This window comes from Clostridium sp. CM038 (assembly GCF_055081105.1).
Genome location: NZ_CM143651.1, coordinates 3253639 through 3268383, shown reverse-complemented (window position 1 = coordinate 3268383; position 14745 = coordinate 3253639). Strand labels below are relative to the sequence as shown.

Below are 14745 nucleotides of genomic sequence, written 5' to 3'. Positions count from 1 at the left end.
ACTTTAAAATTGTAATAATTAGTTTTAAATAAAAACATAGGCAAGTAATAAAAAATCTATATATAGCATATAATATACTTTAGCATCAGATAAAGATTACAAATAAAAATATTCTAAAATAAAAAGGATTTTTTTAATGTTTATAGAATACATACTGCGAAGCAATAATATTGTTTAATTAATTAGTTAATTACTTAGGGAGGAATTTATTATGAATAAAAGAAAGATAGTTGCAGTACTTACATCAATGGCAATAGTTACAACATTGTTTGCTGGCTGTGGAACTAAGAAGGAAGCTGTAAAAAATACACAAAAAAGTACTGTAGTTGTAGGACTTTCTACTGATGAAGGTGGATTAAACGACAAGGCATTTAACCAATCAGCAGATGAAGGGGTTAAAAAGGCGCAATCTGAAGACGGTTTCACGTACCATGCTCTTGAAGCTCAAAAGAAAGAGGATTATTCAGCAAATTTAGAGTCATTAGTCGAAGAGGGTTCAAATCTAACTTTTGCTGTTGGATATCAAATTGCAGATGCAATGACAGAGGTTGCTAAAACTCATACTGATAAAAACTTTACAATTATAGACTCAGTTGTTGATCTTCCAAACGTAGCATCAATTACTTTTAAAGAGCAAGAAGGATCTTTTTTAATGGGAATTATTGCTGGGAAAATGACTAAAACTAATAAAATTGGATTTATTGGTGGAAAAGATAATGAATTAATAAATAGATTTGAAGTTGGGTTTGCAGCTGGTGTTAAAGCAGTTAATCCAGAAGCTGCAAAAGGATTATTGAGCATAGATGGTAAGAGTGCAGGAACAACTGTAAAATATGCAGATAGTTACAATGATTCAGCAAAAGGTTATGAATTATCTAAATCATTATATCAAGGCGGTTGCGACGTAATTTATCATGCAGCAGCGGGAGTTGGACTTGGTTTATTTAAAGCGGCTAAAGAATTAAAAGATGGAGGGAAGACAGTTTGGGCTATAGGAGTTGATATGGATCAATCTTTAACAGTTCCACAGTATTCTGATATTATACTTTCAAGTATGATAAAAAGAGTTGATACAGCAACTTACAATCAAGCTAAAGCTCAAATTAAAAACGAATTTAAAGGTGGTACAGTTACTAATCTTGGGTTAAAAGAAAAAGGCGTAGGAATAGCTGATACATCTAATAAAAACGTACCAAAAGATGTTTTGGATGAAGTTAAAAAATATGAAGATAAAGTTATAGCTGGAGAAACAGTTGTTCCAGTAAATAGAAAAGGAGCAATGGATTTTAAATAAAAATCAATAAATAAAAATTTTCATTTACTGATTTATGGTTTTTAGTATACAATAAGAGCTAGATGTGTTACATCTAGCTCTTTCTAAGAATAATGAAAATTTTAGGTGAAGATGATGTCAGCACCACAGGTGATGAATAATCTTTTTAAGGAGGAAATCCAATGGAAAAGGTAATTGAAATGAAGGGCATAACAAAGATTTTTCCAGGAACCATTGCCAATGACAACATAAATTTTGAACTATTAAGAGGCGAAACACACGTTCTTCTTGGTGAAAATGGCGCAGGAAAAACAACCCTTATGAATATTCTCTATGGTCTATATAAACAAGAAGAAGGCGAGATTTATGTAAGCGGTAACCTAGTGAATATATCTACTCCAAATGATGCTATCAAGTTAGGTATAGGAATGGTTCATCAACATTTTATGCTTGTACATAATTTTACTGTTGCGGAAAATATTGTGTTGGGTATTGAACCTAAAAAAGGATTCAAAATTGATATGGGCAAAGCGATACATGATGTTAAAGAAATTTCAGAAAGGTACGGTTTCGCAATAGACCCAAGCGCGGTTATAGAAGATATTTCTGTAGGGCAACAACAAAAGGTAGAGATACTAAAGGCGCTATATAGAGGTGCACAAATTTTAATATTAGATGAGCCTACAGCAGTTTTAACACCAAAGGAAATTGAGGAACTCGGAATCATAATTGAAAATCTTGAAAAAGAAGGAAAATCCGTAATACTGATAACTCATAAATTAAAAGAGGTTATGAGTATGAGTGATAGAGTTACTATAATTAGGCGAGGTGCAGTAACTGGAACAGTAAAGACTAAAGAAACAAGTATAGACGAATTAGCGCAGCTTATGGTAGGCAGAAAAGTTAATCTAACTGTAGAGAAAAATCCTGCTCAAATTCGCGGCGAAATATTGAAAATTGAAAATCTTTGTGCAAGTGATCACAGAGGATTACCTGCAGTACAAAATTTAAACTTAGCAGTATATGGTGGAGAAATTCTTGGGATAGCTGGTGTTGATGGAAATGGTCAATCTCAACTGTTAGAAGTTTTAACTGGACTTCAAAAGCCTAAGAGTGGAAGCATTATAATAAACGGTAAAAATACATATGGTAAGTCACCAAGAGATATTATGTCAGTAGGTGTCGGCCATATACCAGAAGATAGGCATAAAAGAGGGCTTATATTAGATTATTCTCTATTTGAAAACTCAGTGCTTGGAATTCATAAAAATGCACCCTTCAGTAAAGGCATAGTTATGAATTACAAAGAAATTAGAAAACACTGTGATGAACTTATTAGCGAATTTGATATTAGAACTCCAAATGCAGATGTAAATGCGGAATCATTATCAGGTGGTAATCAACAAAAACTTATAGCAGCTAGAGAAATTTCAAAAGATCCGGAATTATTAATAGCAGCACAACCTACGAGAGGTCTTGACGTTGGTGCAATTGAATATATTCACAAAAGATTAGTTGTAGAACGTGATAAGGGTAAGGCGATTTTATTAGTATCATTAGAACTTGATGAAATAATGGCATTATCAGATAGAATTGCCGTAATGTATGATGGCAGAATAGTAGATATACTCGATAGATGTGATGCAACAGAGAAAAAACTTGGTATACTTATGGCTGGTGGTAATCTAAATAAAACACCGGAAGGAGCTAAAGATAATGAATAAAGTAGAAAGTGAAAATAGTAATTTTGTAAGTATAGCAAAAAATATCATTAAAACACTTGCTTTCCCTTTCTTTTCTATAATCGTTTCTATATTTGTTGCTGTATTCTTTGTAATGTGGGCAAAAGGATATTCTATATTACAATACTTTTCAGCTTTAGGTGATTTATTTGGACTTATATATAAAGGTGGGTTTGGTAATACTAGAGTAACCTTCGTTACCCTTTCAGAAGTTACTCCATTAATATTTACAGGAGTTGCAAATGCTGTAGCATTTAAATGTGGATTATTTAATATAGGTGTTGCTGGTCAATTTATACTTGGAATGATGGCAGCTGCTGTTGTTGGAACATTGCCAGGACTAAATCCAGTAATTCATATAGTTTTAGTTATTTTAGCAGGACTTTTAGCCGGAGGAGTATGGGGAGCAATCCCGGGATATTTAAAGGCTAAAGTAGGCACTCATGAAGTTATTAACACAATTATGATGAATTATATATCTATGGCTTTAGCCAATTTTATTATTTTAAGAACTAGTTTTGGAGTGGAAGGTAAAGCAAGTACTCCTAATATACAAGAGAGTGCAGAAATTCATAGGTTTGTTAGCGGTAGTGGAGCTAATATTAGTATATTCCTTGCCATAGCAGTAGCTATCTTTATATTCTGGTTATTATGGAAAACCACTGTTGGTTACGAAATAAGAGCAGTTGGTATAAATCCACATGCTGCAGAATATGGTGGGATTAATGTAGCGAAAAATACTGTTTTGGCTATGGTGATTTCTGGTGCAATAGCCGGAGTTGGTGGGGCAACGCATGTTGCAGGCGTGCTTCATAATGCAAAAGATTTCATGGCACTTCCCTCTTATGGGTTTGATGGAATTGCAGTTGCTTTACTTGCAAAGAGCAATCCTATTGGATGTATAGCATCAGCTTTATTATTTGGAACATTAAATAGTAGTTCTAGAACCCTTCAATTAAACGGAATACCAAAAGAAATAGTTTATTTAATCCAAGCTATAATTATTATATTTGTAGCAACAGATTATATTGTTAAATACTTCTCTGAGAAGAAAAAGAAGGGGGCGATTACAAATGAGTAGTGTTATTTTAATTAATTTGTTTGCGCAAACTTTAAGAATAGCTACGCCTCTAATTTTTGCAGCACTGGGTGGTATATTTTCAGAAAAATCAGGTGTGGTTAATATAGGCCTCGAAGGTATGATGGTAATAGGCGCTTTCTTTGCGGTATATGGAAGTTACACCACTGGAAGTCCAGCAATGGGAATACTTTTTGGGGTGATAGCAGGGGGTGTTTTGGGACTAATACACGCTGTGCTGAGCATACATTTGCGTGCAGATCAAGTAATCTCAGGTACTGCTATAAATCTTTTTTCTACTGCCCTTGCGAGTTTCTTAATATTTAAGTTATTTGGTGGTAAAGGTGGCCAAACAGATATAGTAACAGGACTTTCATATAACATACCGGATTGGATTAAAAATATACCAATAATAGGCAATTTAATATCGCAGCTAAACTGGTTTGTAATACTCGCGATTATTTTAGTATTTGTTTCGCATTATATACTATATAAAACACCTTTAGGACTTAGAATTAGAGCTGTAGGAGAACATCCAAAGGCGGCTGATACTTTAGGAATAAATGTTTATAAGATAAGATATTTATGTGTTATTTTATCAGGAATGCTAGCAGGGCTCGGTGGAGCAGCATTATCCCTGGGAATAACACCACTTTACAGAGAAGGAATGGTTGCAGGACGTGGATTTATTGCCTTAGCGGCTGTTATTTTCGGTAATTGGAAACCTTTCGGAGCGCTTGGGGCTAGTTTGTTATTTGCCTTTGGTAGTGCATTTAATATTTTTGCACAGGGACTTAGCTGGAATTTACCTACAGAAGTATATGATGTTATTCCATATGTACTTACCATGATTGCACTTGCAGGATTTGTTGGAAAAACAACAGGCCCCCTTGCGAGTGGTAAACCATATGTTAAAGGATCTAGATAATATTTTAAAAATAAAAAATCTTAGCTTACGTTTTCTGCTGTTGTAGAAATTTGTGCTGAGATTTTTTATTTTTATTTCTAGCTTAATGCATAATCTAGGTTTATATCATTAGCTATGTTATAATATTTATAATATGAGAGGTACATGAAAATAAATAGCAACCAAAGATGAGGTGATAATAAAATGAACATTAATTTTGGTTTAAATTTGATTCAAGAACAAAAATTAATAATGACTCAAGAAATGCAAATGTCTGTTAAACTTCTTCAAATGTCAGCGTATGAGCTAGGACAATATGTAAATAAAGAGATGCAAGAGAATCCAGTGCTGGAGGAAAAAGACTTGCAAAACCACAAAAGTAATAACAATAATGAATTTGATTATAAAGAAATAATTAAATATCTTGGCAAGGATGATTATAAAGTAAAGAGTTATGCTGCAAAGAATGAAAATGAGGAAATTTCGCCATTTTATTATATTGCAGAGGAAAAATCTCTTAAGGATTATCTTAAAGAGCAAATAGGAGAACTAACAGAGCAGTATGAAATTTTAGAAATATGCAAATATATGGTGGAGAACTTAGATACCAAAGGTTATTTATCGGAAGATTTATCTGATATATGTAGGGAGCTCGGAATAACAAACGAGAATGCTGAAATTGCACTTGAAATTTTCCAATCTTTAGAGCCACAAGGAATTGGAGCTAGGAACCTAAGGGAATGTTTAAGGATTCAATTACATAATCTGGGGATAGATGATGAAAATATTTATATAATCATTGATAAGTATTTAGAATTATTGGGAGAAAATAAATACAATGATATAGCTAAGGAACTAAATGTTAAAATTTCTGAGGTTCAAAAATATGGAGATATAATAAAAACTTTAGAGCCTAAGCCGTCAAGAGGATTTTATACTGGTGAGACGGTTAAGTATATTGTGCCTGATGCTTATATTAATAAAATTGATGACCAATATTTTATTTCTATGAATGAAGATGTACTTCCTAAATTGAATATAAATAGTTTGTATAAAGAAATTATTAAAAATGAAAATGATATAGAAGCTGTAGAATATGTAAAAGATAAAATTAATAGCGCAGTGTTTCTTATTAAAAGTATTGAACAAAGGAAAAACACTGTATATAGAGTTTTGGAAGATATTTTGGCAGTTCAAAAGGAATATTTCGATAAAGGCGCTGAATATTTAAAACCAATGACGCTTAAAAAGATTGCTAACAATTTAGAAATGCATGAATCTACTATAAGCCGTGCAATTAGGGAGAAATATGTTAGTATAAATAACGGGAAAGTCATTAAAATAAAAGACTTGTTTACTAATGGCATTGCGTCAATTGTAGGTGGTGAGGATGTATCCACAACTAATATTAAGAAAACTATTAAAGAAATGGTGTATAATGAGGACCAAAAGAAGCCCTTATCAGATCAAATTATTTGTAATCGATTAAATGTAGAAGGGATGAATATTTCAAGAAGAACTGTAGCAAAATATAGGGAAGAACTTGAAATTAAAAGTTCTTGTAAGCGGAAAAGATTTTAATATTTCAGCTACGCAGGAGATGATTTAATCATGCCGTTAACAAAATGTTAACATCTTTTTTGCAAATACTAATTTAAAAAAGTTGGTATTTCATCTATAATGTTTGTGGGAGCAAAAAATATAAGCTGGGACTTAAAAAGTCCAGAAAGGTGTTCAAGTGGAGAGTATATTAAAATTACAACAAAAAATAGTGCCTGAATTAATAGAACTTCTTGAAAAACGACATGATATATTAAGGATGATATGTTATAATCAACCTATAGGACGAAGAATTTTAGCAGATCAGATGTGCATAAGCGAGAGAATAGTAAGAAATGAAATAAACTTTCTAAAGTCCCAAAACTTGATTGAGGTTAATGCACTGGGTATGTTTATAACAACTGATGGTGAAGAAATTTTAGATCAGTTAAAAGGATTTATTCATGAGATAAAAGGGTTGTCTAAAATCGAGAAATTTATTGAGAAACATTTGAAGCTACAGCAAGTTATAGTTGTTCCCGGGAACGTTGAAATTGATAAAAGTGTCCTTAAAGAAGTTGGGAAGGTAGCTGCAATTTATGTTATGGATATTATTAAAGATAACAGTATAATTGCAATAACAGGTGGATCAACAGTTAAGGAAGTTGTAGACAATTTATCTAAAAATAACAAATATACCAATGTTTTAGTGCTTCCGGCCAGGGGCGGTATGGCCAGAAATGTAGAAATTCAAGCTAATACTTTAGTGGCTAGGCTAGCAGATAAAATTGGTGGAAATTACGAATTACTACATGTACCTGATAATTTGAGCAATGATGCTTTAAAAACTATAGTAAATGAAAAAAGTATAAAAAGTATAATTGATAAGATTCGAAGTGCTGATATTCTTATTTATGGAATAGGTATCGCCAGTGATATGGCTATGAAAAGAGAAGTACCTGAAAAAGAGATAAAGGAACTTGAAGAATTAGGTGCAGTAGGAGAAGCTTTTGGTCAATACTATAATGAATTAGGAGAAATAGTTCATTCTACACCTACTATTGGGGTGAAAAATGAAGATGTTACAGACAGCAAAACACTAATCGCAGTAGCGGCTGGAAAAAATAAAGCTAGAGCCATCATCGCTACTGAAATCAACCGCTTAAGCACTGTTTTAATAATTGATCAAGCGGCTGCAGAAGAAATAGTAAATATTATAGAGAAAAGAGAGTAAACTATATAATGATTTGATTAATGAAAAAATTATATATTTACATATAATTAGGTTAATAAAATTTAGGAGGTTTTGCCAAGATGGTAAAAGTAGGAATTAATGGATTTGGAAGAATAGGAAGAAATGTATTTAATGCACTAGTAAAAAATTATTCAACAGAATTAGAAGTAGTAGGAATTAATGATTTAACAGATGCTGCGACACTCGCACATCTTTTAAAATATGATTCACTTTACGGAAAATTTGACGGAACTGTAGAAGCTAAAGAAAGTGCAATAGTAGTTAACGGAAAAGAAATTAAAATATTTGCAGAAAGAGAACCAAAGAATATTGACTGGAGTTCACTTGGAGTAGAAATAGTATTAGAATCAACAGGATTCTTTACAGATGCTACTAAAGCAAGCGATCATTTATGTGTAAGTGTTAAAAAAGTTCTTATATCTGCACCAGCAAAAAATGAAGATATTACAATAGTTATGGGAGTTAACGAAGAAAAATATGATTCAGCAAAACATAACGTAATATCAAATGCATCATGTACAACAAACTGTTTAGCACCATTTGCTAAAGTTTTAGACAGAGAATTTGGAATAGTTAAAGGCTTAATGACTACAATTCATTCATATACTGGAGATCAAAGATTATTAGATGCTCCACATAGTGATATGAGACGTGCAAGAGCAGCTAACCTATCAATGATTCCAACTACAACAGGAGCAGCAAAAGCAGTAGCATTAGTTTTACCACAATTAAAAGGAAAATTAAACGGATTCTCATTAAGAGTTCCAACTCCAACAGTTTCATGTACAGATTTAGTTTGCGAAGTTTCAAAGAATGTTACTGTAGAAGAAGTAAATGCAGCATTTAAGAAAGCAGCTGAAACTGAAATGAAAGGAATACTTGGTTGTTGTGAAGAACCTTTAGTTTCAATTGATTTTAAAGGAGACGAAAGATCTTCTATAGTTGATGCTATGTCAACTATGGTTATCGAAGGAAATATGGTTAAAGTTGTTTCATGGTACGATAATGAAGCAGGTTATTCAAACAGATTAGCAGATTTAACTAAATATGTTGCAGACAGACTATAAAATTTAATTTTATTATAAAACTGTAGGAAACTGTAAGTATAGTATTAAGGTCTGGTTTTATAGTTAGTCTATGGAACCGGACCTTTTTATATTTTATTAATACAAGGTACATTCAAATAAATAGTAAGAGAGTAGTAAATAGTAAGATAGTAGGGTAGTCTATTTATATGAATGTGATTAAATTATAAGAAACTTGTATTATAAACCATATGGGAGGAGAATGTGTATGCAATTCAATAAAAAAACAATCGAGGATATTGAGGTTAAAGGTAAAAAAGTTTTAGTAAGATGCGATTTTAATGTACCATTAAAAGATGGGGTAATTACAGATGTAAATAGATTAGTAGGTGCAATGCCAACAATAAACTATTTGATAGAAAAAGGTGCAAAAGTTATTTTATGTTCACATCTTGGAAAACCAAGTGGAGAACCAAAACCTGAGCTTTCTTTAGCGCCAGTTGCTAAGAAATTAAGCGAAATGTTAAAAAAAGAAGTAGTCTTTGCAGCAGACCCAAATGTAGTTAGTGATAATGTAAAATCTGCCGTATCAAAAATGAAAGACGGAGATGTTCTATTATTAGAAAACACAAGATATAGAAAAGAAGAAACTAAAAATACAGAAAACTTTTCAAAGGAATTAGCGTCCCTTGCAGATGTATTTGTAAATGATGCCTTTGGAACTGCTCATAGGGCTCATTGCTCTACAGTTGGAGTAACACAATTTATTGAGACTTCAGTATGTGGGTATTTAATTCAAAAGGAATTAAAATTTTTAGGGGATACAATAGAGAACCCTGTTAGACCTTTCGTAGCAATTTTAGGTGGAGCTAAGGTTTCTGATAAAATAAATGTTATCGAAAATTTGCTTGAAAAAGTTGATACTTTAATAATTGGTGGAGGAATGGCTTATACATTCTTAAAAGCTGGTGGATATTCTATCGGAAGTTCACTAGTTGAAGAAGATAAAGTACAATATGCTAAAGTTATGATGCAAAAAGCTGAGTCAAAAGGAGTTAAATTTTTAATACCTGTAGATAATATTGTTGCAGATAGATTTTCAGCTGAAGCAGAGCCAGTAGTTACTGAAAGTCAAAATATTGCTGATGGGTTTATGGGACTTGATATTGGACCTAAGACTTGTGAGATGTATAAAGGCGCTATTAGCATGGCTAAAACTATTGTTTGGAACGGACCAATGGGAGTATTTGAATTTGCGAATTTTGCAAAGGGAACAATAGCAGTAGCTGAGGCTATGTCAAAAGTTGATGGAACTACTATAATAGGTGGTGGAGATAGTGCAGCAGCTGTTAATCAATTAGGATTTGGAGATAAAATGACTCATATATCTACAGGTGGTGGAGCATCTCTTGAATTCTTAGAAGGTAAATTATTACCAGGAATTGAAGCTCTTACAAATAAATAGTTAAAGTTAAATAAGACATTTTAAATATTTTAATATACATTAATTGTTGTCCAGATAACAATACTAATAATTATTACTTACAATAAAAGAATACTTGGGGGTTTTTTGATGAGAAAAGGTATAATTGCAGGAAATTGGAAGATGAATAAAACTGTAGCTGAGGCTGTAACTTTAATTGAGGAAATGAAACCGTTAGTTAAAGATGCAAAATGTGATGTTGTAGTTTGTCCTACATTTTTATGTTTAGACGCAGTAATAAAGGCAAGTAAGGGTACAAATATAAAGGTAGGAGCTCAAAACATGCATTTTGAAGAAAATGGTGCTTTTACAGGTGAAATTGCACCAGGAATGCTAAAAGATATGGGCGTTGAATATGTTATAATTGGTCATAGTGAAAGAAGACAATATTTCAATGAAACTGATGAAACTGTAAACAAAAAGATTAAAGCTGCTTATAGCCATAGTATTATTCCTATACTTTGCGTAGGGGAAACTCTTAGTGATAGAGAAGGAAATATTACAGAAAAAGTCTTAGCTAGTCAAGTAAAATTAGATTTAGAAGGACTTACAAAAGAACAAGTGGAAAAATTGGTTATTGCTTATGAACCAATTTGGGCAATAGGTACAGGTAAAACTGCAACTGCTGATCAGGCTAATGATACAATTGCATTTATAAGAGCAACTGTTGGAGCTATGTTCGGAGCAGAAGTAGCAGAAAAAGTTAGAATTCAATATGGTGGATCTGTTAAACCAACAACTATAAAAGAACAAATGGGTAAATCAGATATAGATGGTGGATTAATCGGAGGAGCTAGCCTTAAGGCACAAGACTTCGCAGGAATAGTAAATTATTAAGATGTTATAGTAAATGAATCCACTAATGTGGCTAGACTACTTTAGTAGATGCAGCCACTTTAGTGGATTTAGCTACTTTAGTAGATTAATCTACTTTAGTTAGTTAATTATAACTGTGAACTATTGATACATATACATGTATTTTGATTTTAGAAACAACGGATGGGGGAACAAAAATGTCAAAAAAACCAGTAATGCTAATGATTTTAGATGGATTCGGATTATCAAGTAACGTAGATGGAAATGCAGTAGTTGCGGCCAGTAAGCCAAACTATGACAGAATAATAAAGAAATATCCAAGTACGAAATTAAATGCAAGTGGCCTAGAGGTAGGACTACCAGCGGGTCAAATGGGAAATTCAGAAGTTGGCCACTTAAACATAGGTGCTGGTAGAATTATATATCAAGCACTTACGAAAATAACAAAAGAAATTGAAGAAGGAAACTTTTTTGAAAACCTTGCTTTTAATAAAGCTATAGATAAAGCTATTAAGGCGAATTCTTCGGTGCATCTTTTAGGATTATTGTCAGATGGAGGAGTTCACTCTCATATTGATCATTTAAAAGCTTTAATAAAGCTTGCTAAGGATAAAGGTGCTAAAAATGTTTATGTTCATGCATTGTTAGACGGTAGGGATGTGCAACCAGGTTCAGCACTACAATACATAGCAGAACTCGAAGAATATATGAATACAATAGGCGTGGGTAAAATTGCTACTGTATGTGGTAGATATTATGCTATGGATAGAGATAAGAGATGGGAAAGAGTTGAACTTGCATATAATGCTATGGTTTTATCTAAGGGTGAGGAAAATACCTCAGCAATAGAGGCAGTTAAAAAAGCTATCCATGATAATAAGACAGATGAATTTGTTCTTCCGACTGTTATAATGGAAAATAATAAGCCTGTTTCAGCTATAAGTAATAACGATAGTGTAATATTCTTTAACTTTAGACCGGACAGAGCTCGCGAACTTACTAGGGCATTAAATGATAAAGTATTTAATGGTTTTAAAAGAGAAACTTTAAATTTGAACTTTGTATGTACTACGCAATATGATATAACTATAGAAAACGTTGATGTAGCGTATACGCCAGAAAGTTACACTAATACGCTTGGAGAATATGTTAGTAAAATGGGTAAAAAACAGCTCCGAATAGCTGAAACTGAAAAATACGCCCATGTTACATTCTTCTTTAATGGAGGTGTTGAGGCTCCGAATGTAAATGAAGATAGAGCATTAATTCCATCACCTAAAGTAGCAACATATGATTTATTGCCAGAAATGAGTGCGCAAGAGGTTACAGAAGAATTATTAAAGAGACTAGAAACAGATGAATACGACATGATTATACTTAACTATGCTAACCCAGATATGGTAGGTCATACAGGCGTTTTTGAAGCTGCTAAAAAAGCTATAGAAACAGTGGATGAATGCCTTGGAAAAATTGTTGAGTGCGTTCTAGGCAAGGACGGCAGCGTATTTATAACTGCAGATCATGGAAACTCTGAACAAATGCTTGATTATTCGTCTGGAAAGCCAATGACAGCACATACTACAAATTTAGTTCCATTCACATACGTTTCAAATCACAGTAATGGTCTAAAAGATAGTGGAATATTGGCGGATATTGCACCAACTATGCTCCAAGCTATGGGACTCAGTATACCAAGTGAAATGACAGGAAAATCTTTAATTAAATAGGTTAAAAGAAAACTAAATTGAATAATGTATTATCTAAGATTAACTTAAGTTTCCGTAAAGTATAGGATTAACTTAAGTTAACTTAGGATATAATAACATAGAGAAAAAATTTGGAGGTTAGATAACATGAAAAACTTTATTGAAATAATTGATATTTATGCAAGACAGATTCTGGACTCAAGAGCATTTCCAACTGTTGAAGTTGAAGTAACACTCGAAGATGGAACGATAGCAAGAGCATCAGTACCATCAGGCGCTTCTACTGGCATATTTGAAGCGGTAGAGTTAAGAGATGGAGACAAGGATACATATAACGGTAAAGGAGTTTTAAAAGCCGTTGATAATGTAAACAATCTAATAGCTGAAGAGATAGTTGGAATGAATGTATATGATCAAATAGCAATTGACAAAGCAATGATAGATCTTGATGGCACACCTAATAAGGCTAAACTAGGTGCTAATGCAATTCTTGGAGTATCTCTTGCATGTGCTAGAGCGGCTGCAGAGTCATTAGGACTCGGACTATATCAATATATTGGTGGAGTAAATGCTAAGGTTTTACCAGTTCCAATGATGAACATTATAAATGGTGGAAGCCATGCTGACAATAATGTAGACTTACAAGAGTTTATGGTTATGCCAGTTGGAGCAACTTCTTTTAAGGACGCTTTAAGAATGAGTGCAGAAGTTTACCACTCATTAAAAGCATTATTAAAAACTAAAGGACTAGCGACTGGTGTTGGTGATGAAGGTGGATTTGCTCCAGATTTATCATCAAACGAAGAAGCTATAAAAATCATAATAGAAGCTATAGAAAAAGCTGGATATGTTCCTGGAAAAGATATTTATATTGCTCTTGATCCAGCAGCTTCTGAATTCTTTGAAGATGGAAAATACAACTTAGCTTCAGAAGGAAGAATATTAACTCCAGAGCAAATGGCTGACTACTATGTAGAACTTGTAAACAAATATCCAATTATATCTATTGAAGATGGAATGGCTGAAGAAGATTGGGAAGGCTGGAAGTACTTAACTGATAAAATAGGAGATAGAGTTCAATTAGTTGGAGATGATTTATTTGTAACCAACACTGACAGATTAAAAATGGGAATTGAAAGAAAAACTGCAAATTCAATTCTTATAAAATTAAACCAAATAGGTACATTAACTGAAACACTAAATGCTATAGAAATGGCTGAAAGGGCAGGATATACTGCAGTAGTTTCTCATAGATCAGGAGAAACAGAAGATACTTCAATAGCTGACTTAGTTGTAGCTATGAATGCAGGACAAATTAAAACTGGTGCCCCAGCTAGAAGCGAAAGAGTTTCTAAATACAATCAATTATTAAGAATAGAAGAAGAATTAGAAGAAATGGCTGAGTACAGAGGATTGAAAGCATTCTATAACATAAATAGATAATTAATTAAGAGTATAGTCTTTATAGGCTATACTCTTAAATTTTACAATTCATTGTAAACTGTCTTAGAGTATGCTAAAATAATTATGTATTCGATGAATTGGAGGTGTACACATGCATAGTTTTCTAGTAGTTTTACAGGTTATAACTTCAATTGCTATAATTGTATCCGTTATGATGCAACCTAGTAAATCAGATGGATTAAGTGGCCTTATAGGAGGAACTTCTGAAACTTTTTTTGCGAAAAATAAAACAAAAACAGCAGAATCAGTACTAGTAAGAATTACAGTAGTTTCAGCAATTTTCTTTGCTATAACTACAGTGATGTTAAATTTAGTTAAATAATATACTTATCTAAGTAATAATTTAGGTACAATCAAATAAATATTTTATACTTCACAGCAGTTTATTTAAAAAAATTTAATAAGCTGCATTTTTTTATATGATTTTTAAGTGTTCAGGTGATGAGTAGAGACCCAG

At 32.6% G+C, this 14745-nt stretch carries 12 protein-coding genes; all 12 read left to right on the top strand.

Going from position 1 to position 14745, the window contains the following annotated elements; all coding sequences use genetic code 11:
• Window positions 1–211 precede the first annotated feature (211 nt).
• The 12 genes from ACWJKS_RS15055 (at window position 212) to secG (ending at window position 14610) form a co-directional block, all read left to right on the top strand.
• A complete protein-coding gene (locus ACWJKS_RS15055; RefSeq protein WP_216301893.1) occupies window positions 212–1294 on the top strand; it encodes a BMP family lipoprotein in 1083 nt (360 codons plus the stop codon).
• Between the two features lie 161 nt (window positions 1295–1455).
• Window positions 1456–2997 (top strand): ABC transporter ATP-binding protein, encoded by a 1542-nt coding sequence (locus ACWJKS_RS15050; protein WP_462955223.1) that lies wholly within the window; start codon window positions 1456–1458, stop codon window positions 2995–2997.
• Window positions 2990–4096 (top strand): ABC transporter permease, encoded by a 1107-nt coding sequence (locus tag ACWJKS_RS15045; protein ID WP_216301895.1) that lies wholly within the window; start codon window positions 2990–2992, stop codon window positions 4094–4096. The genes ACWJKS_RS15050 and ACWJKS_RS15045 overlap by 8 nt, the downstream gene beginning before the upstream one ends.
• Window positions 4089–5021 (top strand): ABC transporter permease, encoded by a 933-nt coding sequence (locus ACWJKS_RS15040; RefSeq protein WP_216301896.1) that lies wholly within the window; start codon window positions 4089–4091, stop codon window positions 5019–5021. The genes ACWJKS_RS15045 and ACWJKS_RS15040 overlap by 8 nt, the downstream gene beginning before the upstream one ends.
• 189 nt (window positions 5022–5210) lie before the next feature.
• Window positions 5211–6581: an RNA polymerase factor sigma-54 gene (gene rpoN, locus ACWJKS_RS15035; protein ID WP_187351418.1), complete on the top strand. Its 1371-nt coding sequence runs from the start codon at window positions 5211–5213 to the stop codon at window positions 6579–6581.
• A gap of 157 nt (window positions 6582–6738) precedes the next feature.
• Complete coding sequence (locus ACWJKS_RS15030; RefSeq protein WP_216301897.1) at window positions 6739–7773, top strand: sugar-binding transcriptional regulator; 1035 nt, start codon at window positions 6739–6741, stop codon at window positions 7771–7773.
• 80 nt (window positions 7774–7853) lie between these two features.
• The gene (gene gap, locus ACWJKS_RS15025; RefSeq protein ID WP_165412698.1) at window positions 7854–8861 is read left to right on the top strand and encodes a type I glyceraldehyde-3-phosphate dehydrogenase; all 1008 of its coding nucleotides are present in this window, start codon (window positions 7854–7856) and stop codon (window positions 8859–8861) included.
• Between the two features lie 226 nt (window positions 8862–9087).
• Complete coding sequence (locus ACWJKS_RS15020; protein ID WP_462953621.1) at window positions 9088–10284, top strand: phosphoglycerate kinase; 1197 nt, start codon at window positions 9088–9090, stop codon at window positions 10282–10284.
• Between the two features lie 108 nt (window positions 10285–10392).
• Window positions 10393–11139, top strand: a complete 747-nt coding sequence (gene tpiA, locus ACWJKS_RS15015; protein WP_220286094.1) for a triose-phosphate isomerase — start codon at window positions 10393–10395, stop codon at window positions 11137–11139.
• 176 nt (window positions 11140–11315) lie between these two features.
• Complete coding sequence (gene gpmI, locus ACWJKS_RS15010; RefSeq protein WP_216301900.1) at window positions 11316–12845, top strand: 2,3-bisphosphoglycerate-independent phosphoglycerate mutase; 1530 nt, start codon at window positions 11316–11318, stop codon at window positions 12843–12845.
• A 126-nt stretch (window positions 12846–12971) separates the two neighbouring features.
• Window positions 12972–14267, top strand: a complete 1296-nt coding sequence (gene eno, locus ACWJKS_RS15005) for a phosphopyruvate hydratase (protein ID WP_165412702.1) — start codon at window positions 12972–12974, stop codon at window positions 14265–14267.
• Between the two features lie 112 nt (window positions 14268–14379).
• Window positions 14380–14610 (top strand): preprotein translocase subunit SecG, encoded by a 231-nt coding sequence (gene secG, locus ACWJKS_RS15000; RefSeq protein ID WP_216301901.1) that lies wholly within the window; start codon window positions 14380–14382, stop codon window positions 14608–14610.
• Window positions 14611–14745: the final 135 nt, after the last annotated feature.